Genomic DNA, 25,644 nt, shown 5'->3' on the forward strand with positions numbered 1-25,644 from the left:
TGCATAGAAACCCTACAGGTCAGTTTTCCTGCGGACAAAACAAAACCCCTACCTGCATACGCAGATAGGGGTTTCGGAATTTAATCTTGACGATGACCTACTCTCACATGGGGAAACCCCACACTACCATCGGCGATGCATCGTTTCACTGCTGAGTTCGGGATGGGATCAGGTGGTTCCAATGCTCTATGGTCGTCAAGAAATTCGGTAGCCAGGTCGTGAGCCTTTTCAGGTTCACGCTCCAGCGAATGGGTAGGTGATAGATTTGTGTGTTGCCTTGCGAATTTTCGACTGCTGTCGTCTTCACACACCGCAATCTGGTGCCTCTTCAGGTCAGCAAATTGCTTGGGTGTTATATGGTCAAGCCTCACGGGCAATTAGTATTGGTTAGCTCAACGCCTCACAGCGCTTACACACCCAACCTATCAACGTCGTAGTCTTCGACGGCCCTTCAGGGGACTCAAGGTCCCAGTGAGATCTCATCTTGAGGCTAGTTTCCCGCTTAGATGCTTTCAGCGGTTATCTATTCCGAACATAGCTACCCGGCAATGCCACTGGCGTGACAACCGGAACACCAGAGGTTCGTCCACTCCGGTCCTCTCGTACTAGGAGCAGCCCCTCTCAAATCTCAAACGTCCACGGCAGATAGGGACCGAACTGTCTCACGACGTTCTAAACCCAGCTCGCGTACCACTTTAAATGGCGAACAGCCATACCCTTGGGACCGGCTTCAGCCCCAGGATGTGATGAGCCGACATCGAGGTGCCAAACACCGCCGTCGATATGAACTCTTGGGCGGTATCAGCCTGTTATCCCCGGAGTACCTTTTATCCGTTGAGCGATGGCCCTTCCATACAGAACCACCGGATCACTAAGACCTACTTTCGTACCTGCTCGACGTGTCTGTCTCGCAGTCAAGCGCGCTTTTGCCTTTATACTCTACGACCGATTTCCGACCGGTCTGAGCGCACCTTCGTACTCCTCCGTTACTCTTTAGGAGGAGACCGCCCCAGTCAAACTACCCACCATACACTGTCCTCGATCCGGATAACGGACCTGAGTTAGAACCTCAAAGTTGCCAGGGTGGTATTTCAAGGTTGGCTCCACGCGAACTGGCGTCCACGCTTCAAAGCCTCCCACCTATCCTACACAAGCAAATTCAAAGTCCAGTGCAAAGCTATAGTAAAGGTTCACGGGGTCTTTCCGTCTAGCCGCGGATACACTGCATCTTCACAGCGATTTCAATTTCACTGAGTCTCGGGTGGAGACAGCGCCGCCATCGTTACGCCATTCGTGCAGGTCGGAACTTACCCGACAAGGAATTTCGCTACCTTAGGACCGTTATAGTTACGGCCGCCGTTTACCGGGGCTTCGATCAAGAGCTTCGCGTTAGCTAACCCCATCAATTAACCTTCCGGCACCGGGCAGGCGTCACACCCTATACGTCCACTTTCGTGTTTGCAGAGTGCTGTGTTTTTAATAAACAGTCGCAGCGGCCTGGTATCTTCGACCGGCATGGGCTTACGCAGTAAATGCTTCACCCTCACCGGCGCACCTTCTCCCGAAGTTACGGTGCCATTTTGCCTAGTTCCTTCACCCGAGTTCTCTCAAGCGCCTTGGTATTCTCTACCCAACCACCTGTGTCGGTTTGGGGTACGGTTCCTGGTTACCTGAAGCTTAGAAGCTTTTCTTGGAAGCATGGCATCAACCACTTCGTCACCCAAAGGGTAACTCGTCATCAGCTCTCGGCCTTAGAATCCCGGATTTACCTAAGATTCCAGCCTACCACCTTAAACTTGGACAACCAACGCCAAGCTGGCCTAGCCTTCTCCGTCCCTCCATCGCAATAACCAGAAGTACAGGAATATTAACCTGTTTTCCATCGACTACGCTTTTCAGCCTCGCCTTAGGGACCGACTAACCCTGCGTCGATTAACGTTGCGCAGGAAACCTTGGTCTTTCGGCGTGGGTGTTTTTCACACCCATTGTCGTTACTCATGTCAGCATTCGCACTTCTGATACCTCCAGCAAGCTTCTCAACTCACCTTCACAGGCTTACAGAACGCTCCTCTACCGCATCACCTAAGTGATACCCGTAGCTTCGGTGTATGGTTTGAGCCCCGTTACATCTTCCGCGCAGGCCGACTCGACTAGTGAGCTATTACGCTTTCTTTAAAGGGTGGCTGCTTCTAAGCCAACCTCCTAGCTGTCTAAGCCTTCCCACATCGTTTCCCACTTAACCATAACTTTGGGACCTTAGCTGACGGTCTGGGTTGTTTCCCTTTTCACGACGGACGTTAGCACCCGCCGTGTGTCTCCCATGCTCGGCACTTGTAGGTATTCGGAGTTTGCATCGGTTTGGTAAGTCGGGATGACCCCCTAGCCGAAACAGTGCTCTACCCCCTACAGTGATACATGAGGCGCTACCTAAATAGCTTTCGAGGAGAACCAGCTATCTCCGAGCTTGATTAGCCTTTCACTCCGATCCACAGGTCATCCGCTAACTTTTCAACGGTAGTCGGTTCGGTCCTCCAGTTAGTGTTACCCAACCTTCAACCTGCCCATGGATAGATCGCCCGGTTTCGGGTCTATTCCCAGCGACTAGACGCCCTATTAAGACTCGCTTTCGCTACGCCTCCCCTATTCGGTTAAGCTCGCCACTGAAAATAAGTCGCTGACCCATTATACAAAAGGTACGCAGTCACCCAACAAAGTGGGCTCCCACTGCTTGTACGCATACGGTTTCAGGATCTATTTCACTCCCCTCTCCGGGGTTCTTTTCGCCTTTCCCTCACGGTACTAGTTCACTATCGGTCAGTCAGTAGTATTTAGCCTTGGAGGATGGTCCCCCCATATTCAGACAAAGTTTCTCGTGCTCCGTCCTACTCGATTTCATGACTAAGAGATTTTCGCGTACAGGGCTATCACCCACTATGGCCGTACTTTCCAGAACGTTCCGCTAATCTCAAAGCCACTTAAGGGCTAGTCCCCGTTCGCTCGCCACTACTAAGGGAATCTCGGTTGATTTCTTTTCCTCAGGGTACTTAGATGTTTCAGTTCCCCTGGTTCGCCTCTTAAGCCTATGTATTCAGCTTAAGATAACCATCTTATGATGGCTGGGTTCCCCCATTCAGACATCTCCGGATCAAAGTCTGTTTGCCGACTCCCCGAAGCTTTTCGCAGGCTACCACGTCTTTCATCGCCTCTGACTGCCAAGGCATCCACCGTATGCGCTTCTTCACTTGACCATATAACCCCAAGCAATCTGGTTATACTGTGAAGACGACATTCGCCGAAAATTCGCATGCTTGCTCAATTAAGAGCTACTCACAAATTTTACCTTAGCCTGATCCGTTACCAGTGAAAGTAACGTCCAGTCTATCTTTCTATCACATACCCAAATTTTTAAAGAACGATCTAATCCAAAGACTAGAAATCAACATTCACCATCATCACGATGGAATGCTCATTTCTAAGCTTTCAACAAACAGAAGCAGTAGTGGTGGAGCCAAACGGGATCGAACCGTTGACCTCCTGCGTGCAAGGCAGGCGCTCTCCCAGCTGAGCTATGGCCCCGTATTTCTACAGGTTCCCACACAAAATTGGTGGGTCTGGGCAGATTCGAACTGCCGACCTCACCCTTATCAGGGGTGCGCTCTAACCAACTGAGCTACAGACCCAATTTCGAGCTTTAAGGCCGACCTCACCCTGCTCTTTACCACAGAGCATGGGGTGCGCTCCAACCAACTAAGCTACAACCTGTTAGGGCTGCTTCTTATCGTCTTCTTCAATGAATCAAGCAATTCGTGTGGGAGCTTATGGAGCAGCTGATGTCGTCGATTAAGGAGGTGATCCAGCCGCAGGTTCCCCTACGGCTACCTTGTTACGACTTCACCCCAGTCATGAATCACACCGTGGTAACCGTCCTCCCGAAGGTTAGACTAGCTACTTCTGGTGCAACCCACTCCCATGGTGTGACGGGCGGTGTGTACAAGGCCCGGGAACGTATTCACCGCGACATTCTGATTCGCGATTACTAGCGATTCCGACTTCACGCAGTCGAGTTGCAGACTGCGATCCGGACTACGATCGGTTTTCTGGGATTAGCTCCACCTCGCGGCTTGGCAACCCTCTGTACCGACCATTGTAGCACGTGTGTAGCCCAGGCCGTAAGGGCCATGATGACTTGACGTCATCCCCACCTTCCTCCGGTTTGTCACCGGCAGTCTCCTTAGAGTGCCCACCATGACGTGCTGGTAACTAAGGACAAGGGTTGCGCTCGTTACGGGACTTAACCCAACATCTCACGACACGAGCTGACGACAGCCATGCAGCACCTGTCTCAATGTTCCCGAAGGCACCAATCCATCTCTGGAAAGTTCATTGGATGTCAAGGCCTGGTAAGGTTCTTCGCGTTGCTTCGAATTAAACCACATGCTCCACCGCTTGTGCGGGCCCCCGTCAATTCATTTGAGTTTTAACCTTGCGGCCGTACTCCCCAGGCGGTCAACTTAATGCGTTAGCTGCGCCACTAAGAGCTCAAGGCTCCCAACGGCTAGTTGACATCGTTTACGGCGTGGACTACCAGGGTATCTAATCCTGTTTGCTCCCCACGCTTTCGCACCTCAGTGTCAGTATCAGTCCAGGTGGTCGCCTTCGCCACTGGTGTTCCTTCCTATATCTACGCATTTCACCGCTACACAGGAAATTCCACCACCCTCTACCATACTCTAGCTTGTCAGTTTTGAATGCAGTTCCCAGGTTGAGCCCGGGGATTTCACATCCAACTTAACAAACCACCTACGCGCGCTTTACGCCCAGTAATTCCGATTAACGCTTGCACCCTCTGTATTACCGCGGCTGCTGGCACAGAGTTAGCCGGTGCTTATTCTGTCGGTAACGTCAAGACACCAACGTATTAGGTTAATGCCCTTCCTCCCAACTTAAAGTGCTTTACAATCCGAAGACCTTCTTCACACACGCGGCATGGCTGGATCAGGCTTTCGCCCATTGTCCAATATTCCCCACTGCTGCCTCCCGTAGGAGTCTGGACCGTGTCTCAGTTCCAGTGTGACTGATCATCCTCTCAGACCAGTTACGGATCGTCGCCTTGGTGAGCCATTACCTCACCAACTAGCTAATCCGACCTAGGCTCATCTGATAGCGCAAGGCCCGAAGGTCCCCTGCTTTCTCCCGTAGGACGTATGCGGTATTAGCGTCCGTTTCCGAGCGTTATCCCCCACTACCAGGCAGATTCCTAGGCATTACTCACCCGTCCGCCGCTCGCCACCAGGTACAAGTACCCGTGCTGCCGCTCGACTTGCATGTGTTAGGCCTGCCGCCAGCGTTCAATCTGAGCCATGATCAAACTCTTCAGTTCAAACATCTTTGGGTTTTTAAGAAACCCTAAACTTGGCTCAGCAATCGTTGGTTACATCTTTGATTTCTCGCGGAGTAACTTGTGATGCTGATAATCTTGTTGACTATCAGTCTGACTCCACAAGCACCCACACGAATTGCTTGATTCAGTTGTTAAAGAGCGGTTGGTTAAGAGCTTTCGTCTCAACCGAGGCGCGCATTCTACAGCAGCCTCTGTTGCTGTCAAGCGGTTATTTTCCGAAGTTTTCAAAGTTTCCTTTGCAACTTCAACCACTTGCGCTTGCGATCTCTCGTTAGCGGGAGGCGAATTCTACAGCGTTACTCGCTGCTGTCAACACCTCTTTTTCAACCCCTTTCGCGCTTCGATGATCTGAAGCAACTCACTGTCGAAAACTGCGTAACTCATTGTTTACCAAGGAGTTTTCCGTTTCGACTGCGCCGGAAGTGGGGCGAATTATAGACTTCCAGCATCTGCCGTCAACCCCTAATTTGAGCTTTACTCGGATTTGAGCGTAATACGCGCAAATGCCTTCTTCCCGGCCTGGCAAACATGGGTCGCGCCCAGTACGTATATAAAGGTGCGATCGACAACCTCACCATCTATACGTACACCGCCAGAACCTAGAAGGTCCCGCGCGACAGCCGAGTTCTTGACCAAACCTGCCTTATTAAGGACAGCAGCGATCGGCATGTCTTCAGTAGCAGTCAATTCGATCTCCGGCAGATCGTCCGGCAGCTCGCCTTCCTTCATCCGGTTACCCGCCGCACGGTGAGCATTGGCCGCAGCCTCTTCACCATGGAAACGCGCAACGATCTCTTCGGCCAGCTTGATCTTGATATCACGCGGATTGGCACCCGCCTCGACATCGGCACGGAATGCATTGATCTCATCCATGGAGCGGAAACTGAGCAATTCGAAGTAGCGCCACATCAGCGCATCCGGAATTGAAACCAGTTTGCCATACATCACACCCGGCGCTTCCTGAATACCCACATAGTTGCCCAATGACTTGGACATCTTCTTCACACCATCCAGACCTTCGAGCAGCGGCATGGTCAGAATGCACTGAGCCTCTTGACCATATCCACGCTGCAGTTCACGCCCCATCAACAGGTTGAACTTCTGATCAGTACCACCCAGCTCGACATCCGCGCGCAAAGCTACCGAGTCGTAACCCTGAACCAGCGGGTAGAGAAACTCATGAATGGCGATTGGCTGGTTGGTGGTGTAGCGCTTATAGAAGTCGTCGCGCTCGAGCATGCGAGCCACGGTGTACTGAGAAGTCAGGCGAATGAAATCGGCCGGCCCCATCTGATCCATCCAGGTGGAGTTGAACGCAACTTCGGTTTTCGCCGGATCAAGAATCTTGAAAACCTGGGTCTTGTAGGTCTCGGCATTCTCGAGAACCTGCTCGCGGGTAAGAGGAGGACGTGTCGCACTCTTGCCACTCGGATCGCCGATCATCCCGGTGAAGTCACCTATAAGGAAGATCACCTGATGCCCCAGCTCCTGGAACTGGCGCAGCTTATTAATAAGCACGGTGTGACCCAGGTGCAAATCCGGCGCGGTCGGATCGAAGCCTGCCTTAATACGTAGCGGCTGGCCACGCTTGAGCTTTTCGATCAGCTCGGACTCGACCAACAGTTCTTCCGCACCACGTTTAATCAGCGCTAGCTGCTCTTCAACCGACTTCATAACAGACCCGCAAGGCTCGAATTCAAAGGGAACCAACCATACAAGATCGCGCGTCAAATACAAGTTTTGCCCGGCGCACGGACGCCAATCCACGGACACAGCGTTCGCGGACTTGCTTCAGAGATGATTTGGTTATATTTTATACAGTTATTTCATCTTCATCATGTCATTCATCTTTTCCAATTCATCTTTTTCAAAGTCAAAAATTACCTATGACCAAAGAATCGTCTAAAGCGCCGCCGCTTTACCCGAAGACCCACCTGCTCGCAGCAAGTGGCATCGCAGCCCTGCTGAGCCTGGCGCTTCTGGTATTTCCTTCCAGTGATGTTGAAGCCAAAAAGACGACCCTGAGTCTTGAACTGGAAAGCCCTGCTGAACAACTGACACAAGATCAAGACGCTGCCGAAGCGGTCCAAGCCACAAATGAGCCAGCAGCTTCCCCTTTCGCGCAGATCGAAAACAGCGCCGAAGAACCTCAGGAAACCGCTCAGGCCGCGCCAGCGCCGGCGCCCGTGATCGAAGAAAAAAAGTCTCCAAACCACAGGGAAGTGATCGTCTCTAAAGGCGATACCCTCTCCACCCTGTTTGAAAAAGTCGGACTTCCAGCAGCTTCGGTGCATGAAGTGCTGGCCAGTGACAAGCAAGCCAAGCAGTTCAGCCAACTCAAACACGGCCAGAAACTCGAATTCGAACTGGGCCCCGATGGCCAGCTGACCAATCTGCATAGCAAAGTCAGCGACGTTGAAACCATCACCCTGACCAAGAATGACAAGGGTTATGCATTCAACCGCATTACCGCCAAGCCGACCGTGCGCTCTGCCTACGTTCATGGCGTGATCAACAGCTCGCTGTCGCAGTCCGCTGCACGCGCCGGTTTATCCCACAGCCTGACCATGGACATGGCCAGCGTGTTTGGCTATGACGTCGATTTCGCCCAGGATATTCGCCAAGGTGACGAGTTCGATGTCATCTACGAACAGAAAGTCGTCAACGGCAAGGCTGTCGGCAATGGCCCGATCCTTTCCGCTCGCTTCACTAACCGCGGCAAGACCTACACCGCCGTGCGTTACACCAATAAACAGGGCAACAGCAGCTACTACACTGCTGACGGCAACAGCATGCGCAAGGCGTTTATCCGTACCCCGGTAGACTTCGCCCGCATCAGTTCGAAATTCTCCATGGGCCGCAAGCACCCGATCCTGAACAAGATCCGCGCCCACAAAGGCGTCGACTATGCAGCGCCGCGTGGCACTCCAATCAAGGCAGCCGGTGACGGCAAAGTGTTGTTGGCCGGTCGCCGTGGCGGCTACGGCAACACCGTGATCATCCAGCACGGCAATACCTACCGCACGCTGTACGGCCACATGCAGGGCTTTGCCAAAGGTGTGCAGACTGGCAGTAGCGTCAAACAAGGCCAGGTGATCGGCTACATCGGTACCACCGGACTTTCCACCGGACCGCATTTGCATTACGAGTTCCAGGTCAATGGCGTGCACGTCGACCCACTAGGCCAAAAGGTAGCGATGGCCGATCCGATCTCCAAAGCTGAACGCGCACGTTTCCTCGCGCAGAGCCAACCGCTCATGGCGCGCATGGATCAAGAGAAATCCACGCAGCTAGCTTCGAGCAAGCGCTAAGTCATGACGCTCTATATAGGTGTGATGTCCGGGACCAGCCTCGATGGCCTGGACATTGCGCTGGTCGAGCTGGCCCCGACGATCAACCTGATCGCCACGCACTACACCCCAATGCCTGACTCTCTGCGCGCCGAGCTGCTTGGCTTGTGCGCCAGCGGTCCGGACGAGATTGCCCGCTCCGCCATCGCCCAGCAAAACTGGGTGAAATTGGCAGCACAGGGCATTCATACCCTCCTCGACCAACAAAACCTGAAACCCGAAGACATTCGCGCGATTGGCAGCCACGGCCAGACCATTCGCCACGAACCGGCGCGCGGCTTCACCGTGCAGATAGGCAACCCTGCCCTTCTGACCGAGTTGACCGGCATCACCGTGGTCAGCGACTTCCGCAGCCGCGATGTTGCGGCAGGCGGACAAGGCGCCCCACTGGTCCCAGCCTTTCACGAAGCGTTGTTTGAAGAGCGCGCAGGCAATCGTGCGGTATTGAACGTCGGCGGTTTCAGCAACCTCAGCCTGATTGAACCTGGCAAGCCTGTTGCGGGTTTCGACTGTGGCCCGGGCAATGTCTTGCTGGATGCATGGATTCACCAGCAACGCGGCGACAACTTTGATCGCGACGGCCAATGGGCTGCCAGCGGCAAGGTCGAACCGGTTCTGCTGAACGAACTGCTGAGTGATCCATTTTTCGTGACCAAAGGCCCCAAGAGCACCGGCCGCGAAGTGTTCAACCTGCCATGGCTGACACAGCATCTATCGAAACTGCCGACCTTCGCCGCCGACGATGTACAGGCAACCCTGCTCGAACTGACCGCCCTGACCATCGTCGAGTCGCTGCAAAGCGCTCAATCAGATACCCAGGAACTGTTGGTCTGCGGCGGTGGCGCGCACAACGCCACGCTGATGAACCGCCTGGCCAGCTTGCTGCCGAACGCCAAAGTCAGCAGTACCGCGGCTTACGGTGTAGACCCGGACTGGGTTGAAGCCATGGCCTTCGCCTGGCTGGCCCATTGCTGCCTTGAAGGCATCGCTGCCAATCGCCCAAGTGTCACTGGCGCCCGCGGCCTGCGCGTACTCGGCGCCATCTACCCCGCTTAATCTGCACACAACAAAACGCCGCAGAGCCCTGAGGCCATGCGGCGCTTGGTGATGCGGTAACTTGCGATCAGATCGAGAACGAAGAGCCGCAGCCACACGTGGTGCTGGCGTTCGGATTCTTGATCACGAAGCGCGAACCTTCCAGACCTTCCTGATAATCCACTTCGGCACCTGCCAGGTACTGGAAGCTCATCGGATCAACGACCAGACTCACCCCTTCGCGCTCGACAATGGTGTCGTCATCGGCCACTTCCTCATCGAAGGTGAAGCCGTACTGAAAACCTGAACAACCGCCGCCCGTAACGAATACGCGCAGCTTCAAGCGATCATTCCCCTCTTCATCGACCAGGCTCTTCACCTTGTGCGCGGCACCGTGGGTGAATTGCAAAGCCGTGGGGGTGAAGGATTCGACGCTCATGCTAACTATCTCCCGGCGTTACGCCGCCATAATGCGTGATGACGCGCATTATCCGCTTCTCCTAGAAAATCGGTCAACTATTGTTACGGTATATCAATAAACCCGATTGCCGGCTCGAAATGCAAAAAGGCCCGTCAGACGGGCCTTTTTGCTGAGCAGGATAAAGCCTTACGGCAGCATGCCAGCGTGAGACAAGCCCAGGCGCTCATCCAGCCCGAACAGGATGTTCATGTTCTGCACCGCCTGCCCCGACGCGCCTTTGACCAGGTTGTCGATCACCGACAACACCACCACCAGGTCACCATCCTGTGGACGATGCACCGCAATACGGCAAACGTTGGCACCGCGCACACTGCGGGTTTCCGGATGGCTGCCAGCGGGCATGACATCGACGAACGGTTCGCTGGCATAACGCTTTTCAAACAGCGCCTGCAGATCCACCGAGCGATCCACGACGGTCGCATAGAGCGTCGAGTGGATGCCACGAATCATTGGCGTCAGGTGCGGAACGAACGTCAGACCGACGTCCTTGCCCGCTGCGCGACGCAGGCCCTGACGGATTTCCGGCAAGTGACGGTGACCTTTGACGGCGTAAGCCTTCATGCTTTCCGACGTCTCGGAGTACAGCGAACCTACAGACGCGCCACGACCGGCACCACTGACACCGGATTTGCAGTCAGCAATCAAGCGAGTGGTATCGGCCAGACCTGCTTCCAGCAATGGCAGGAAACCCAACTGCGTAGCAGTCGGGTAGCAACCCGGCACGGCGATCAGACGAGCCTGCTTGATTTGCTCGCGATTGACTTCCGGCAAACCGTAAACCGCCTCTTCCAGCAGCTCCGGCGCACCGTGCGGCTGACCGTACCACTTGGCCCACTCATCAGCGTCTTGCAGACGGAAGTCCGCCGACAGGTCAATGACCTTGGTGCCTGCAGCCAACAGTTCACCCGCCAGCGCATGAGCCACACCGTGAGGCGTGGCGAAGAACACCACGTCGCAAGCGCCCAGCGTCTTGATGTCCGGAACACTGAACGCCAGGCCATCGTAATGACCGCGCAGGTTCGGATACATATCAGCCACGGCCAGACCGGCCTCGGATCGGGAAGTGATGACGACCACTTCAGCTTGCGGATGCTGCGCCAACAGACGCAGCAGTTCGACACCGGTGTAACCCGTGCCGCCGACGATACCGACCTTGACCATAAACCTGCCCTCAACGAACCCACTGGAAAGCCGTCGATAATAGGGCCCGTATCGTCCTGCGACAACCGGCAAGGTGACGTGCGGACGCTCAAGCCCCTACTATTCGGGCTACCGTGAACCTGGGAATAACTAAAAATGCTTTATCTGTGGCTCAAAGCGCTTCACATCGTCAGCATGGTCTGTTGGTTTGCCGGCCTGTTCTACCTGCCGCGGCTGTTCGTTTATCACGCCCAAAGCGAGGACACCGTCAGTAAAGAACGCTTCAGCATCATGGAGCGCAAGCTGTACCGCGGCATCATGGGGCCGGCGATGATCGCCACCTTGATTTTCGGCATCGCACTGATTGGCCTGAACCCAAGCATATTCAGTCAGGGTGCGTGGATTCACGCCAAGTTGACCCTGGTGGTCATCCTGATCGGCTACCACCACATGTGCGGCGCCCAGGTGAAACGTTTTGCCCGTGGCGAGAACACCCGCAGCCATGTCTTTTATCGCTGGTTCAATGAAGTGCCGGTTCTGATATTGCTGGCCATTGTAATTCTGGTCGTCGTTCGGCCGTTCTAACTCCAATAAGCACAACTCACCGGGGTACTTCCAATGTCGCTGCCCGCTCTGCTCGAACAACGCTTGCGTCTGCCTGTGGTGGCAGCGCCAATGTTCCTGATCTCCAACCCACAACTGGTCCTCGCCTGCTGCCGTAATGGCGTGGTGGGCAGCTTTCCTGCGCTGAACCAACGCGAGAGCAGCGGCTTCAAGGCCTGGCTGGAAGAGATCGAAGCAGGGTTGGCGGCACTGGAAAACCCGGCACCTTACGCGGTTAATCTGATCGTGCATGACACCAATCCACGACTGCAGGCAGACCTTGCGATCTGCATCGAGCACAAAGTGCCGATCGTGATCACCAGCCTCGGGGCAGTGAAAGAAGTAGTCGACGCCGTCCACAGCTATGGCGGTCTGGTGTTCCATGACGTGACGACTCGTCGCCATGCAGAGAAAGCTGCCGAGGCCGGGGTCGACGGTTTGATCGCCGTGGCAGCTGGCGCCGGTGGACACGCCGGAACCTGGAGCCCGTTCTCGCTGATTGCCGAGATCCGCCAATTCTTCGACAAGACCCTGCTGCTGGCCGGTTGCCTGAACCACGGTCACGAGATTCTCGCGGCACAATTGCTTGGTGCGGATCTGGCCTACTTCGGTACGCGATTTATCGGCACCACCGAAAGTCATGCGCCTGACGCCTATAAAGAGATGCTGCTGACTTCCAGAGCCGCGGACATCGTCCATACTCCAGCGGTGTCGGGAGTACCGGCGAGCTTTATGCGTCAGAGCCTTGAGGCTGCAGGTTTCGACATGAAAGCGCTGCAAGGCAAGGGTGAGGTGGACTTCGGCTCCAAACTCAAGCCCATAAGCGATGAAGCCAAAGCCTGGAAAACCGTCTGGTCCGCAGGCCAGGGTGTTGGCGAGATCGATGACCTGCCGAGTGTCGATCAATTGGTCGCTCGCCTTGATGCCGAGTACCGCAAAGCGCTGGAGCTGGCGGCAGCGCTGCCCAAGCGCTGGCCACGCTGACAAGTAAACGTTGGCCAGCCCATTCCGGCTGGCCTTACACTCCACCCGCAATACTCTCCAACACTCTCGCGACAAGGATGCCTCGCAATGAGCGAAAACCGTTTCAAGATCGTATTCGACGGCGCTCTGTTGCCGGGTGTTGACGTCACTACCGCCAAGCTCAATCTCGCCGAATTGTTCAAAAGCGATGTGGCTGCCATCGAGCAACTGTTCAGTGGCAAGCCGGTTGCACTCAAACGCGACCTGTCACAGGTCGATGCGCAGACTTATCTTCGGGCACTGACCAAAACCGGTATCGATGCCCGGATCGAATCCGAACCCTCGATCGAGCTGAACCTGTCTGACGTTCATGAACACGCCCCTGCCGTCGCGGCAGATCCCGAATCCCCTTACGCACCACCCCAGGCTACCGTCGGCGAAGCCTTGCCTGCGTTTTCCACACTCAAGCCGTTCAGCTTCGAGGGCCGCATCGGCCGCTTGCGTTATCTGGCCTGGACTATGTCCCTGACGCTGGTGACCCTTAGCGTTGGCGCTGTGCTTGCTGTTTTCGGCTTGGCCCTCATCACTACGGACTCGACCGCCGGCCTGATTCTCGGTGGCTTGCTGGCCTTTATTCTCTTCGTGGTGCTCGCGTTCGTCAGCATCCAGTTCAGCGTCCAGCGCCTGCACGATATCGGCTGGTCTGGCTGGCTCTGGCTGCTGACCCTCGTTCCATTCGTGGGCAGCATCTTTCCGTTCGTGATGGTGATTGTGCCGGGTAATAACACCGCCAATCGATACGGTGCGCCACCACCGCCCAACAGCACGGCGGTCAAAGTCCTGTCTTCATTGTGGCTGGTGTTTATCGCGATCCTGTTCATCGGCGGACTGACCGGTGGCCTTACTACCATTCAGAGCGAATACGAAAGCGCCACCCAGAACAGTTATGAAAGTGACTCCGTGACCACCGAAGAGATCGAAGATCAAACCGCCGTGGAAGCAGAGCCAGCGCCAAATTCAGCCGACGATGCAGCCGAAGAAGCCCAGCCCCCTGTAGACTCTGCGAAAGAATGAACAGCGCTCCCCGCCCGTGACACCTGCGTCGCCGGCGCGGAGCTGTTGCGATGGAGAAATGCATGACCCGTTACGCTCTGATCACTGGCGCTTCCAGCGGCATCGGCCTGGCGATGGCCGAAGCGCTGGCCCGGCGCGGCCGCAGCCTGATTCTGGTGGCCCGTCAGCGTGATCAGCTGGAAAGTATTGCGATTGAACTGACTCAACGTTTTGGCGTGGAAGTGCTGTTCCGAGCCTGTGACCTCGGCGAGCCGCTACGGCTGTCCGGTTTTCTGCTGGAACTGGAGGAAGGTGACCGGCAGATCGATTTGCTGGTCAACTGCGCTGGCATCGGCACCTGCGGCCCTTTTCTGGCTCAGGACTGGATGACCGAGCAGGACCTGATCGAAGTGAACATCCTCGCGCTCACTCGCCTGTGTCACGCGATCGGCAACAGCATGGCGCTGCAGGGCGGCGGGCAGATTTTGAATGTCGCCTCGGTGGCCGCGTTCCATCCCGGCCCTTGGATGAGTACTTACTACGCCAGCAAGGCTTATGTGCTGCACTTTTCCGAAGGGTTGCGCGTCGAACTGAAAAAATGCGCGGTCAAGGTGTCGGTGCTCTGCCCCGGCCCTACCCGCACGGCGTTTTTCCGCACCGCGCAATTGGACACCGGCAAACTGATCGACAGCAAAATGCTGATGAGCCCCGAGGAAGTCGCGCTCTACACCGTTCGGGCGCTGGAGAAAAATCGCGCCATCATTATTCCGGGTCGACGCAACCGCTGGCGCGCCTTCCTGCCGCGGCTCGGCTCACGCTGGTTGACCCGGACAATCGCCGGCATGGTCAACAAGGCTTACTGCCCGCGCTGATTGCACCCTCAAGGTAAAAGGCTGGGCTCGGGCATAACCCATGGTTACACTCAGGCCAGCCCAAACAACGGAGAAACAGCTGTGGATACTCTGTTCACCAAGATCATCAACCGGGAAATCCCGGCGAAGATCATTTACGAGGACGACCAGGTACTGGCCTTCCACGACATCGCCCCACAGGCACCGGTGCATTTTCTGGTGATCCCGAAAAAAGCGGTGCGCACGCTTAACGACCTGACCGAGGACGACAAGGCATTGGCTGGGCATATTCTGTTCACCGCCCAGCGTCTGGCCCTGGAACTGGGCTGCGAAGAGGGCTTCCGTGTAGTGATGAACTGCAATCCACTGGGTGGGCAGACCGTCTATCACATTCATATGCACGTGCTGGGTCAGCGCCAGATGCATTGGCCGCCGGGCTGATTCATTACCCGCCCTTGTAGGAGCACAGCTTGCTGGCGATGGCGTCATTGAAATCGCCATCGCCAGCAAGCTGTGCTCCTACAGAAGAAGCCTGCGTCGCAATGACCCGCAAACCTTCCCCGGCCGATTGGGTTAAACTGGCCGCCGAGATTCTTCCCGGAGGTCAGCATGACTACCCAACGTCACTACTCGCCGATTGACCGCCTTCTGCTGCAAGCCGATGCCGCGATGCGTACCTTGTTGCCCTTCAGTGGCCAGCCGTACCGTCCTTCGCCCGCTATCGTTCAGCCGGATGCGCAAATGAGCGACGAAGACACCCGGCACGTCGCCGGTCTGATGCGTATAAACCATACCGGCGAAGTCTGTGCCCAGGCGCTGTATCAGGGTCAGGCCCTGACCGCCAAGCTGCCGCAAGTGCGCGCCGCCATGGAGCATGCCGCCGAAGAAGAAATCGACCATCTGGTCTGGTGCGAACAACGCATAAAACAGTTGGGCAGCCACACCAGCATTCTCAATCCGCTGTTCTATGGCATGTCGTTCGGGATTGGCGCGGTGGCCGGGTTGATCAGCGATAAAGTCAGCCTGGGGTTCGTTGCCGCGACCGAGCATCAGGTGTGCAAACACCTCAACGAGCACCTTGAGCAGCTGCCGGCCGAGGACGAAAAGTCCCGGGCGATCCTCGAGCAGATGCGCATTGATGAAGAACACCACGCCGAAAGCGCGCTGGAGGCTGGAGGTTTCCGCTTTCCGGCGCCGGTAAAGTTCGGCATGAGCCTGATGGCCAAGGTCATGACCAAGAGCACTTACCGGATCTGATCCCCCCAAAAAATCCCGGGCACAAAAAAGGGCGCTTTTCAGCGCCCTTTCTTTTTGCTCGCAGAAAATCAGCTCGACATGTTGCGCGCGTAGAAGATTTCCAGCATTTCGTGTTTCACCCGCTCGGTCACCTGGGCACGCTGCTCAGAAGACAGGTTGCTGGTAGCGTCGCCGAACAGGTAGTTATCCAGTTCGAAGTTCTTCAGCAGCATTTTGGTGTGGAACAGGTTTTCCTGGTACACGTTCACGTCGGTCATCTGGTACGCGTCGCGGGTGTCTTCGGAAAGGTAGTTCTGAATCGAGTTGATCTCGTGGTCGATAAAGTGTTTTTTGCCTTCCACGTCACGGGTGAAGCCGCGCACGCGATAATCCACGGTCACGATGTCCGAATCGAACTGGTGGATCAGGAAGTTGAGCGCCTTGAGCGGTGAAATCACGCCACAGGTCGACACATCAATGTCCACACGGAATGTCGCGATGCCATCGTCCGGATGGATTTCCGGGTAGGTGTGCACCGTGATGTGGCTCTTGTCGAGGTGGGCCAGGATAATTTCAGGCAGCGGGCCCGGGGACTCTTCGATCTGACTGTCGGTCGGGGTCACCGGCTCTTCGGAGATCAGAATCGTGACGCTGGCGCCCTGGGGTTCATAGTCCTGACTGGCGATGTTCAGGATGTTGGCACCAATGATATCGACAACTTCTGTGAGGATCTGCGTCAGGCGCTTCGCGTTGTACTCTTTATTGATGTACTCGACGTAAGCCTGTTGGTCTTGCGGGGTTTGCGCGTAGCAGATGTCATAGATGTTGAAGCTCAAGGTCTTTGTCAGGTTATTGAACCCGTGGAGCTTGAGTTTGCTTTTCACCGTTAGACGCTCTCTGTGTATTGCGGACCGGCCGCGTGATCAAGCATGCCCGTCAGATGCGAACAACGCACCTGCGTAGGACGGATTAACACCTCTTCGCGTTTTTGGTTATCTGTTCGGGTGCAGACGCGAGCTTTAGATCGCCAGAGTCTGCACTGCCTTTATGATAGTTGAATGTCGATTCAACCGAGCTCGATGATCTCGTAGTCGTGGGTGATCTCTACGCCCGCCGCACCGAGCATGATCGACGCCGAGCAATACTTCTCGGCAGACAGCTCGATGGCGCGTTTGACCTGGGCTTCTTTCAAGCCTCGGCCCTTGACCACGAAGTGCATGTGGATCTTGGTGAAAACCTTCGGATCTTCGGTGGCGCGCTCGGCTTCGAGGAAGGCTTCGCAGCTTTCAACAGCCTGACGGGACTTCTTGAGGATGCTGACCACGTCGAAATTGCTGCAACCGCCAACACCCAGCAGGAGCATTTCCATCGGCCGGACACCCAGGTTGCGACCGCCGGCATCGGGCGGACCGTCCATGACCACGACATGACCGCTGCCGGATTCGCCGAGGAACATGGCTTCACCAGCCCATTGGATGCGTGCCTTCATCGCCAAGACTCCACTGTATAAAAAAGGGTCGCCAGCTTAGCACAGGGGCCTTGATTGACGGCGTCTCGCCTTCCTACGACGCAAGCCGCTGCGCTGTAGGTAAATTCTCGAATATTGCAGGAAGTGTCTGTTAAGCTGGCGCCAATTCACTGGCGCATAGCCAGCTTTGTAGCAACCTCAGCGACTCATAAGAAAACCAAACACACCGTGAAGTCTTTTCGGGATACAACCATGGTTGCTATTACCCCAACACCCAAAATCAAGAACCTCGACAAGCTGCTGATGCACTGCCAGCGCCGTCGTTATGCGGCCAAAAGCAACATCATTTGTGCCGGTGATCGCTCGGAAACCCTGTTCTTCATCATCAAGGGTTCGGTCACCATCCTGATCGAGGATGACGATGGCCGCGAAATGATCATCGCCTACCTGAACTCTGGAGACTTTTTCGGCGAGTTGGGCCTGTTCGAACAGGCCGGCCTGGAACAGGAACGCAGCGCCTGGGTGCGCGCCAAGATCGAATGCGAAGTCGCGGAGATCAGCTACGCGAAATTCCGCGAGCTGTCCCAACAGGATCCAGACATTCTTTACGTGCTCAGCGGACAAATCGCACAGCGCTTGCGCAATACCACCCGCAAAGTAGGTGACCTTGCCTTCTTCGACGTTACCGGCCGCGTCGCACGCTGCTTGCTCGAACTGTGCAAACAGCCAGATGCCATGACCCATCCCGATGGCATGCAGATCAAAGTGACCCGTCAGGAAATCGGGCGGATTGTCGGTTGTTCACGTGAGATGGTCGGTCGCGTACTCAAGGACCTGGAAGAACGCAACCTGGTGGACGTCAAAGGCAAGACCATGGTGGTCTTCGGTACGCGCTAAACCCTGAACATGTCTGCCAGCAACTGGCGGTACAACGTGTCGAGGCGCCCCAACGCATCAGGTGCTGCATATTTTTCATGAAGAGCAATGTGGCTTTCGGCGCGAACTCGCTGCTCCAGGCCACAGGCTTCATTGAAACGGTTAACCGCCGCAACCATCGACTCACGCTCGTTATCGAGCAACAAAGCACCGTGCACCAACCCTACCGGACGCGTACCGCCCTTGCTCTGGCGCCAGCGTTGAGCCGTGCCGACCATCTTGCGCCCATCAAGGTTGACGTTGAAACGCCCATCACAGAACGCCCCCTCTATTTCGCCCAAAGACGAAACGCCGCCCAGTTCATCGAGTAACTGACAAATCGGATCGCAAAGCCGGCGATAACCGGTTTCGATGCGGTTCTGGTCACCCTCGCTACGCGGTGGCGCGTAGACCAGTGCGATGTTGATCGTCGACGCCGATTGTGGCACCGGCTCACCGCCGGTCTCACGCAACAACACCGGCCAACCTGCCGCTGCCGACACTTCGCACGCGACCTCGAACCCAGGCAGACGATTCAACCGTCGCGGCATGACCAGCGCCTTATCACTGGGTTGCCAGAACAGCAGGCCAAACTCCGAATCGCCGGTGCACACATGGGCCAACAGATCCTGTTCGGCGAGCAGGCCGGCTTCGACGGTCAAGGCGATGGGCTGGGTCATGGCAGTAGACATCCTTTGTTTGGGGTATAAAAAAGCCGGCATCGCCGGCTTCTTCATTAAGTCACGTTCAGTCGAGTGTAGAACCGCTCACCGCGATACCACGCTCAGGAAAGAACAGACGCTGCAGTTCGGTGCCCGGGCTTTCGGCGCGCATGAATGCTTCGCCAACCAGGAACGCGTACACATCGCTGATTTCCATCAGCTCGACATCGGCCCGGTTGAAAATGCCACTTTCGGTGATCACCAAGCGATCACGCGGGATACGCGGTAACAGATCGAGGGTGGTTTCCAGATTGACGTCGAAGGTGTGCAGGTTGCGGTTGTTCACGCCGACCAACGGAGTGTCGAGGGTTTTCAAGGCCCGCTCCAGTTCGTCGCCATCGTGAACTTCCACCAGCACATCGAGGCCGACACTTTTGGCGACGGCAGCCAGCTCGGCCATTTTCACGTCATCCAGTGCAGAGACGATCAGCAGCACGCAGTCGGCGCCCAACGCACGGGCTTCAATGATCTGGTACGGGTCGATCATGAAATCCTTGCGGATCACCGGCAGTTTGCACGCCGCCCGCGCCTGTTGCAGATACGCATCGGCGCCCTGGAAGTAATCGATATCGGTGAGCACTGACAGACAGGTCGCGCCGCCCTTCTCGTAACTCTTGGCGATGTCGGCGGGAATGAAATTCTCGCGGATAACGCCTTTGCTCGGTGAAGCTTTCTTGATTTCTGCAATGACCGCTGGCTGCTTGAGCTTGGCCTGAGCCAACAATGCCTTGGCAAAACCACGGGGTGCATCGGCCGCCTTGGCCAGACTTTCCAGCTCCGCCAGGCTTACGCGAGCGCTACGCTCGGCGACTTCCTGGACTTTACGGGCCAGTATGTTTTCCAGAACCGTCGGTACACTCATCCCTCATTCTCCACTTTGAATACCGCGGTAAATGCACCCAACTCCTCCAGTTTTTCCCGAGCGAGGCCTGTGTGCAGCGCATCGTGCGCCAGGGCAACGCCTTCTTTCAAACTGCTGGCATGGTCGGCGGCGTACAGCGCGGCACCGGCATTGAGCATAATCATTTCCGCGGCTTTCTGACCGTTCTCGGTCTTGCGCTTGCCCAGGGCATCGCGAATCAGCTCCAGCGAGGCCGCCGGGCTATCCACTGCCAGACCGTGCAGGCTCTGGCTCTTCATCCCCAGGTCTTCTGGCTCGACCCAATACTCAGTGATCTGGTCATCCTTCAATTCCGCCACAAAGGTTGGCGCTGCCAGACTGAATTCGTCCAGGCCATCCTTCGAGTGCACCACCAGCACGTGCTTGCTGCCCATGCGTTGCAAGACTTCAGCCAGCGGCCGGCACAACGCCTGATTGAACACGCCCACCACCTGATGCTTCACGCCGGCCGGATTCGTAAGCGGGCCGAGCATGTTGAACAGCGTGCGCAAACCCAGCTCCCGGCGCGGGCCGGCGGCGTGCTTCATGGCGCTGTGATGGGTCTGGGCGAACATGAAACCGATGCCGACGTTGTCGATGCAGCGTGCGACCTGAACCGGCGTCAGGTTCAGGTAGATACCCGCCGCCTCCAGCAGATCGGCGCTGCCGCTTTTGCCCGAGACCGCACGGTTACCGTGCTTGGCCACCGTGCAACCGGCCGCCGCGACCACGAACGAGGAAGCAGTCGATACGTTGAAGATGTTCGCGCCATCGCCGCCAGTGCCGACCACATCAACAACGCCGTCGAGGGTCTTGAGTTCGACCTTGTCCGCCAGCTCGCGCATGACCGACACGGCACCGACGATTTCGTCGATGCTTTCACTCTTCATACGCATGGCCATCATGAACGCGCCGATCTGCGCATCAGTGCATTGACCGGTCATGATCTCGCGCATCACATCGCGCATCTCATCGGTGCTGAGGTCGAGCTGTTCGACGATACGGCTCAGGGCTGTCTTGATATTCATGAAAAGTCCTTAGCGCGTGCCGCCGGTTTGTTTGAGGAAATTAGCGAACAGCTCGTGGCCCTGTTCGGTGAGGATCGACTCAGGGTGAAACTGGACACCCTCGATGTTCAGTGTCTTGTGGCGCAGGCCCATGATCTCGTCGACCGAGCCGTCTTCAAGCTGGGTCCAGGCGGTCAGCTCCAGGCAATCGGGCAGGGTTTCGCGCTTGACGATCAGTGAATGATAGCGGGTGACTGTCAGCGGATGGTTCAGGCCTTCAAAAACGCCCTTGTCCTCGTGGAACACCGGGCTGGTTTTGCCGTGCATGACCTGACGGGCGCGGACCACATCGCCGCCAAAGGCCTGGCCGATGGACTGATGCCCCAGGCAGACGCCCAGAATCGGCAATTTACCGCCAAAATGTTTGATCACATCAATCGACACGCCGGCTTCGTTCGGCGTGCAAGGGCCGGGGGAAACGACGATCCGCTCAGGGTTGAGGGCTTCGATTTCGGCAATGGTGAGCTCATCGTTGCGCACGACTTTGACCTGGGAGCCAAGCTCACCGAGGTATTGCACAACGTTGTAGGTAAAAGAGTCGTAGTTATCGATCATCAGCAACATGGCGTTAAGAACCTCTTGAATTCACTGACTTTAATACAGCCTTCGAATGATTTACCCGCAGCGTCCTGCACTTTGTCAGTCGCTGGAGTCGCGCTGCAAAGCGGTTTGTCTTACGGGTAAAGAAGGCAAAGCGGTAAAGATCCGGCCGGGCCGGCAGAAGGATTCAGGCGCGCCAACGCCAACGGGCGTGTGCCTTGATGACTTGATCCAGAAGTTTGCTGACGATCAACACGGGGAAGGTCTCATTTATACGTCTTGGCACAGTAACTTAGCTGGGCAGAGCGTGCAATATGGGGCGATGGAAGCTCTTGAAACAATTGACGGGTTCGCGCCGAACGGCAACAGGCTCTATAGTTTTTGGCACTGTCGTTTTGCTCACTACAACAATAACAAACGGACTTGCACATGATCAGACAGACGTTGGCTGTACCGCTTGCCGGCTGCTTGCTCGCCATGGCCTGCACCCAGGCGATCGCGGCGCCCAACCCTTATTCGAATTTCATCGTCTTCGGCGATAGCCTCAACGATGCCGGGCAGTTTACCGACACGGGCGGCCCTCCTGGCTCGACCCTGCGCTTCACCAACCGCACCGGACCGGTTTACCGGGACGGCAGCGGCGAAGTCTATTCCGCCAACTCGACCCAACTGCTGGGTGAAAGGCTCGGGTTTTCACCGGACCAAACGGCCGCTTCAACCTCGGCGGCGCGTGCGAACCTGGGCCTGCCGGACGGTAACAACTGGGCCGTTGGCGGATACCGCACCGACCAGATCCTCACCTCGATCACCAGCGTATCCGCCACGGGTGAACGCACGCGTTCGGGCTACCTGCCTACAAACAACTTCAGCGCCGATCCGAATGCGCTGTATTACATTTCCGGGGGTGGTAACGATTTTCTTCAGGGACGTGTACAAAGTGGCGCTCAAGCGAATGCCGCTGCGGACCGACTGGCCAACAGCGTCCAGGTCCTGCAAACCGCCGGCGCCCGGTACATCGTGGTATGGCTGCTGCCCGACCTGGGTTTGACGCCTGCCATCAATGGCACACCCCAGCAGACACCCACCTCACTACTGAGCTCTGCCTTCAACCGGCAACTGGTCACCCGTCTCGCGGGAATCGATGCCGAAATCATCCCGCTGAACATTCCGTTGCTGTTGCAGGAAACCTTCGCTGATCCGGCTCGATTCGGTTTTGCTACCGGCCAGAACCTGACGGCGACTTGCTTCAGCGGTAACAGCTGCACCGAAAACCCTACGTATGGCATCAACAGTGCCACCCCGGACCCCAGCAAGCTGATTTATAACGATGGGGTTCATCCGACCGAAGCCGGGCAAAAACTGATTTCCGACTACGCCTATTCCTTACTGGCAGCGCCTTGGGAGCTGACGTTGTTGCCGGAAATGGCCCACGCTACCTTGCGTGCGCACCAGGATGAACTGCGCAGCCAATGGCAATCGGACTGGGAGAACTGGCAAGCGATCGGCCAATGGCGCGCGATTGTCGCCGGTGGCGGCCAGCATCTGGATGTCGATAGCCAAAGCAGCGGAGCCAGCGCCGACGGCGGCGGTTACAACCTGAACATCGGCGGCAGCTATCGTCTCAATGACGCCTGGCGCGTCGGTGTGGCGGCGGGTTTCTATCGTCAGAATCTGGAAGCAGGCAATAACGATTCGGACTACAAACTCAACAGCTACCTGGCCACCGCCTTCGCCCAGTTCCAGCAGAATCGCTGGTGGGCCGATGCCGCACTGACCGGCGGCAAGCTGGATTACGACAACCTCAAACGCAAATTCGACCTGGGTGCCGGCCAAGGTGCGGAAAAAGGCGATACCGATGGCGATCTCTGGGCCTTCAGCACTCGCCTTGGCTACGACATTGCCCAACCGGGCAGCGAGTGGCACCTGTCGCCGTTCATCAGCGCCGATTACGCAAAAGTGGAAGTCGACGGCTACTCGGAAAACAGCACTCGTTCCACAGCGCTGACCTTTGATGATCAGACTCGCGATTCAAAACGTCTGGGCGCCGGTCTGCAGGGTAAATACCAGATCACCGCGCAGACTCAAGTGTTCGGCGAATACGCGTATGAGCGTGAATACGAGGATGACACTCAGAAAGTAAACATCGCGCTCAACAGCCTGCCGTCCCTGGACTTCAAACTGGACGGCTATACACCGCAAAGCCACTTGAATCGCGTGAGCCTGGGGGTCAGCCACAAGTTGACGGCCGATCTGGCGCTACGTGGCGGATACACGTTCCGCAAGGATGATGACTTTACCCAGCAAGGGCTTACCGTTGGGGTTGCGCTGGACTTCTGATCCGACAATCAGCAGGCATAAAAAAACGCGGCACCCTCACAGGTGCCGCGTTTTTTTATGGTGGTGAGTTCCCTGTGGGAGCTCAGGCGTCCGGGGTTTGTTCGGCAAGGGCCACTGCACGGAACATCGCGCGGCGCTTGTTCAGGGTTTCTTCCCATTCCAGCGCCGGCACCGAGTCGGCAACGATGCCGCCACCGGCCTGCACATGCAGTTCGCCGTTCTTGATCACCGCGGTGCGGATGGCAATCGCGGTGTCCATGTTGCCGTTCCAGGCGAAGTAGCCGACCGCCCCACCGTAGACACCACGTTTGACCGGTTCCAGTTCGTCGATGATTTCCATCGCGCGAATCTTCGGTGCGCCAGACAAGGTGCCCGCCGGCAGAATCGCGCGCAGTGCGTCCATCGCTGTCAGCCCGGCCTTCAATTGACCGGTGACGTTGGAAACGATGTGCATCACGTTGGAATAACGCTCGATGACCATTTTTTCAGTGAGTTTCACCGAACCGATTTCCGAGACCCGACCGGTGTCGTTACGGCCAAGGTCGATCAGCATCAAGTGCTCGGCGATTTCCTTGTCGTCGGACAGCAGGTCTTTTTCCAGTGCCAGGTCGGCCTCTTCGTTGGCGCCCCGCGGACGGGTGCCGGCGATCGGGCGTACGGTGATCAGGTTGTCTTCGACCCGCACCAGCACTTCCGGCGAACTGCCGACGACGTGGAAGTCGCCGAAGTTGAAGAAGTACATATAAGGCGTCGGGTTGAAGCAGCGCAGCGCCCGGTACAGATCGATCGGTGCGGCCTTGAAGTCGATCGACATGCGCTGGGACGGCACGACCTGCATGCAGTCACCGGCCAGGATGTATTCCTTGATGGTGTCGACGGCTTTTTCGTAATCGTCCTGGGTGAAGCTCGAACGAAACACCGGATCAGCAGACTGTTGCTTGCTGAAATCCAGGCCACGGCGCGGGGTAATCGGCTGACGGAGTTTTTCCAGCAGCTCCTCCAGACGCGCCTGACCCTGCTCGAAAGCATCTTCCTGCGAGGGATCGGCCAGGACAATCGCGTGCATCTTGCCGGCGAGGTTGTCGAACACGACCACCGCGTCAGAAACCATCAGCAGAATGTCCGGCACGCCCAACGGATCCGGGTTCGGGCACTTGCCCAGACGCTTCTCCACATAGCGCACGCAGTCGTAACCGAAGTATCCCACCAGGCCGCCGTTGAAACGCGGCAGGCCAGGGATGGTCGGCACGTTGTAGCGAGCTTTGAATTCTTCGACGAAGGCCAGTGGATCTTCGGCTTCGTGGCTTTCGATCTCGATGCCGTCGTGGGTCACGCTGACGTGATGGTCGTGAACTCGCAGCACGGTGCGGCACGGCAGGCCGATGATCGAGTAACGCCCCCACTTCTCCCCGCCCTGCACCGATTCCAGCAGGTAGGAGTTGGGCTCGTCGGCCAGTTTCAGGTAGATCGACAGCGGTGTGTCGAAGTCGGCCAGGGTTTCACAGGCAAGCGGGATGCGGTTGTAGCCGGCAGCGGCCAAACGCAGGAATTCTTCGCGGATCATGGGGTAGCCTCGTGGCTTGAGGGTCTAACAGTCAGGTA

The 25,644-nt window shown here is 56.6% G+C and carries 20 protein-coding genes, 2 tRNA genes and 3 rRNA genes; 10 read left to right on the forward strand and 15 right to left on the reverse strand.

Features of this window, described 5'->3' with window-relative positions; genetic code table 11:
• Positions 1-84: 84 nt before the first annotated feature.
• The 6 genes from rrf to tyrS all read right to left on the reverse strand — a co-directional run bounded on the left by rrf (position 85) and on the right by tyrS (position 7,075).
• Positions 85-200: ribosomal RNA gene (rrf, locus tag ACMXYI_RS03975) — 5S ribosomal RNA — on the reverse strand.
• Between the two features lie 156 nt (positions 201-356).
• Positions 357-3,248, reverse strand: a 23S ribosomal RNA gene (locus ACMXYI_RS03980).
• Positions 3,249-3,500: 252 nt separating this feature from the next.
• Positions 3,501-3,576, reverse strand: a tRNA-Ala gene (locus ACMXYI_RS03985).
• Positions 3,577-3,603: 27 nt separating this feature from the next.
• Positions 3,604-3,680: transfer RNA gene (locus tag ACMXYI_RS03990), tRNA-Ile, on the reverse strand.
• Positions 3,681-3,841: 161 nt separating this feature from the next.
• Positions 3,842-5,380, reverse strand: a 16S ribosomal RNA gene (locus tag ACMXYI_RS03995).
• Together the 16S, 23S and 5S rRNA genes with 2 tRNA genes alongside form the textbook arrangement of a ribosomal RNA operon.
• A gap of 495 nt (positions 5,381-5,875) precedes the next feature.
• A complete protein-coding gene (gene tyrS / locus ACMXYI_RS04000; RefSeq protein ID WP_056741332.1) occupies positions 5,876-7,075 on the reverse strand; it encodes a tyrosine--tRNA ligase in 1,200 nt (399 codons plus the stop codon).
• 212 nt (positions 7,076-7,287) lie between these two features.
• Between tyrS and ACMXYI_RS04005 the strand changes: the two genes are divergently transcribed.
• The gene (locus ACMXYI_RS04005) at positions 7,288-8,712 is read left to right on the forward strand and encodes a peptidoglycan DD-metalloendopeptidase family protein (protein WP_415771762.1); all 1,425 of its coding nucleotides are present in this window, start codon (positions 7,288-7,290) and stop codon (positions 8,710-8,712) included.
• Between the two features lie 3 nt (positions 8,713-8,715).
• Positions 8,716-9,807: an anhydro-N-acetylmuramic acid kinase gene (locus ACMXYI_RS04010; RefSeq protein WP_415771764.1), complete on the forward strand. Its 1,092-nt coding sequence runs from the start codon at positions 8,716-8,718 to the stop codon at positions 9,805-9,807.
• Positions 9,808-9,874: 67 nt separating this feature from the next.
• Here the strand turns inward: ACMXYI_RS04010 and erpA are convergent, their stop codons facing one another.
• Both erpA and argC read right to left on the reverse strand, forming a co-directional pair.
• The gene (gene erpA / locus ACMXYI_RS04015; RefSeq protein ID WP_007947969.1) at positions 9,875-10,225 is read right to left on the reverse strand and encodes an iron-sulfur cluster insertion protein ErpA; all 351 of its coding nucleotides are present in this window, start codon (positions 10,223-10,225) and stop codon (positions 9,875-9,877) included.
• A 168-nt stretch (positions 10,226-10,393) separates the two neighbouring features.
• Complete coding sequence (gene argC, locus ACMXYI_RS04020; RefSeq protein ID WP_415771766.1) at positions 10,394-11,428, reverse strand: N-acetyl-gamma-glutamyl-phosphate reductase; 1,035 nt, start codon at positions 11,426-11,428, stop codon at positions 10,394-10,396.
• Positions 11,429-11,563: 135 nt separating this feature from the next.
• On the opposite strand from argC, the gene hemJ reads away from it, so the two are divergent.
• The 6 genes from hemJ to coq7 all read left to right on the forward strand — a co-directional run bounded on the left by hemJ (position 11,564) and on the right by coq7 (position 16,134).
• Complete coding sequence (gene hemJ / locus ACMXYI_RS04025) at positions 11,564-11,992, forward strand: protoporphyrinogen oxidase HemJ (RefSeq protein WP_046045400.1); 429 nt, start codon at positions 11,564-11,566, stop codon at positions 11,990-11,992.
• 33 nt (positions 11,993-12,025) lie between these two features.
• Positions 12,026-12,994, forward strand: coding sequence for an NAD(P)H-dependent flavin oxidoreductase (locus tag ACMXYI_RS04030; RefSeq protein ID WP_415771768.1), 969 nt, complete (start codon positions 12,026-12,028; stop codon positions 12,992-12,994).
• An 87-nt stretch (positions 12,995-13,081) separates the two neighbouring features.
• Positions 13,082-14,047 (forward strand): DUF805 domain-containing protein, encoded by a 966-nt coding sequence (locus ACMXYI_RS04035; RefSeq protein WP_415771770.1) that lies wholly within the window; start codon positions 13,082-13,084, stop codon positions 14,045-14,047.
• A gap of 62 nt (positions 14,048-14,109) precedes the next feature.
• The gene (locus tag ACMXYI_RS04040) at positions 14,110-14,898 is read left to right on the forward strand and encodes an SDR family NAD(P)-dependent oxidoreductase (protein ID WP_033056193.1); all 789 of its coding nucleotides are present in this window, start codon (positions 14,110-14,112) and stop codon (positions 14,896-14,898) included.
• An 81-nt stretch (positions 14,899-14,979) separates the two neighbouring features.
• On the forward strand, positions 14,980-15,318 hold the full coding sequence (locus tag ACMXYI_RS04045) for a histidine triad nucleotide-binding protein (RefSeq protein ID WP_008147240.1): 339 nt from the start codon (positions 14,980-14,982) through the stop codon (positions 15,316-15,318).
• 168 nt (positions 15,319-15,486) lie between these two features.
• Positions 15,487-16,134, forward strand: a complete 648-nt coding sequence (coq7, locus tag ACMXYI_RS04050) for a 2-polyprenyl-3-methyl-6-methoxy-1,4-benzoquinone monooxygenase (protein WP_008147238.1) — start codon at positions 15,487-15,489, stop codon at positions 16,132-16,134.
• Positions 16,135-16,202: 68 nt separating this feature from the next.
• On the opposite strand, the gene speD is transcribed toward coq7, so the two are convergent.
• Entirely contained in the window at positions 16,203-16,997 is a 795-nt protein-coding gene (gene speD / locus ACMXYI_RS04055) for an adenosylmethionine decarboxylase (RefSeq protein ID WP_415771772.1), read from the reverse strand.
• 182 nt (positions 16,998-17,179) lie between these two features.
• Complete coding sequence (locus tag ACMXYI_RS04060; protein WP_008061600.1) at positions 17,180-17,602, reverse strand: OsmC family protein; 423 nt, start codon at positions 17,600-17,602, stop codon at positions 17,180-17,182.
• Between the two features lie 231 nt (positions 17,603-17,833).
• Between ACMXYI_RS04060 and crp the strand changes: the two genes are divergently transcribed.
• The gene (gene crp / locus ACMXYI_RS04065) at positions 17,834-18,478 is read left to right on the forward strand and encodes a cAMP-activated global transcriptional regulator CRP (protein ID WP_046045393.1); all 645 of its coding nucleotides are present in this window, start codon (positions 17,834-17,836) and stop codon (positions 18,476-18,478) included.
• Here the strand turns inward: crp and ACMXYI_RS04070 are convergent.
• The 4 genes from ACMXYI_RS04070 to ACMXYI_RS04085 form a co-directional block, all read right to left on the reverse strand.
• Positions 18,475-19,176 carry a lipoate--protein ligase family protein gene (locus tag ACMXYI_RS04070; RefSeq protein ID WP_415771774.1) on the reverse strand — a complete coding sequence of 234 codons (702 nt, stop codon included), beginning with the start codon at positions 19,174-19,176 and terminating at the stop codon, positions 18,475-18,477. The two genes, crp and ACMXYI_RS04070, sit on opposite strands and share 4 nt — an antisense overlap.
• A 67-nt stretch (positions 19,177-19,243) precedes the next feature.
• Positions 19,244-20,080, reverse strand: coding sequence for an indole-3-glycerol phosphate synthase TrpC (trpC, locus tag ACMXYI_RS04075; RefSeq protein WP_415771776.1), 837 nt, complete (start codon positions 20,078-20,080; stop codon positions 19,244-19,246).
• Entirely contained in the window at positions 20,077-21,126 is a 1,050-nt protein-coding gene (gene trpD, locus ACMXYI_RS04080; RefSeq protein WP_056741323.1) for an anthranilate phosphoribosyltransferase, read from the reverse strand. Before trpD ends, trpC begins: the two co-directional genes overlap by 4 nt.
• A 9-nt stretch (positions 21,127-21,135) precedes the next feature.
• Positions 21,136-21,729, reverse strand: a complete 594-nt coding sequence (locus ACMXYI_RS04085; protein WP_033056198.1) for an aminodeoxychorismate/anthranilate synthase component II — start codon at positions 21,727-21,729, stop codon at positions 21,136-21,138.
• Positions 21,730-22,134: 405 nt separating this feature from the next.
• On the opposite strand from ACMXYI_RS04085, the gene estP reads away from it, so the two are divergent.
• On the forward strand, positions 22,135-24,042 hold the full coding sequence (gene estP / locus ACMXYI_RS04090; protein ID WP_415771778.1) for an esterase EstP: 1,908 nt from the start codon (positions 22,135-22,137) through the stop codon (positions 24,040-24,042).
• An 82-nt stretch (positions 24,043-24,124) separates the two neighbouring features.
• Here the strand turns inward: estP and trpE are convergent, their stop codons facing one another.
• Positions 24,125-25,606: an anthranilate synthase component I gene (gene trpE / locus ACMXYI_RS04095; RefSeq protein ID WP_415771780.1), complete on the reverse strand. Its 1,482-nt coding sequence runs from the start codon at positions 25,604-25,606 to the stop codon at positions 24,125-24,127.
• Positions 25,607-25,644 lie beyond the last annotated feature (38 nt).

The sequence above is a fragment of the Pseudomonas lyxosi genome, assembly GCF_047758685.1.
Classification (GTDB): domain Bacteria; phylum Pseudomonadota; class Gammaproteobacteria; order Pseudomonadales; family Pseudomonadaceae; genus Aquipseudomonas; species Aquipseudomonas lyxosi.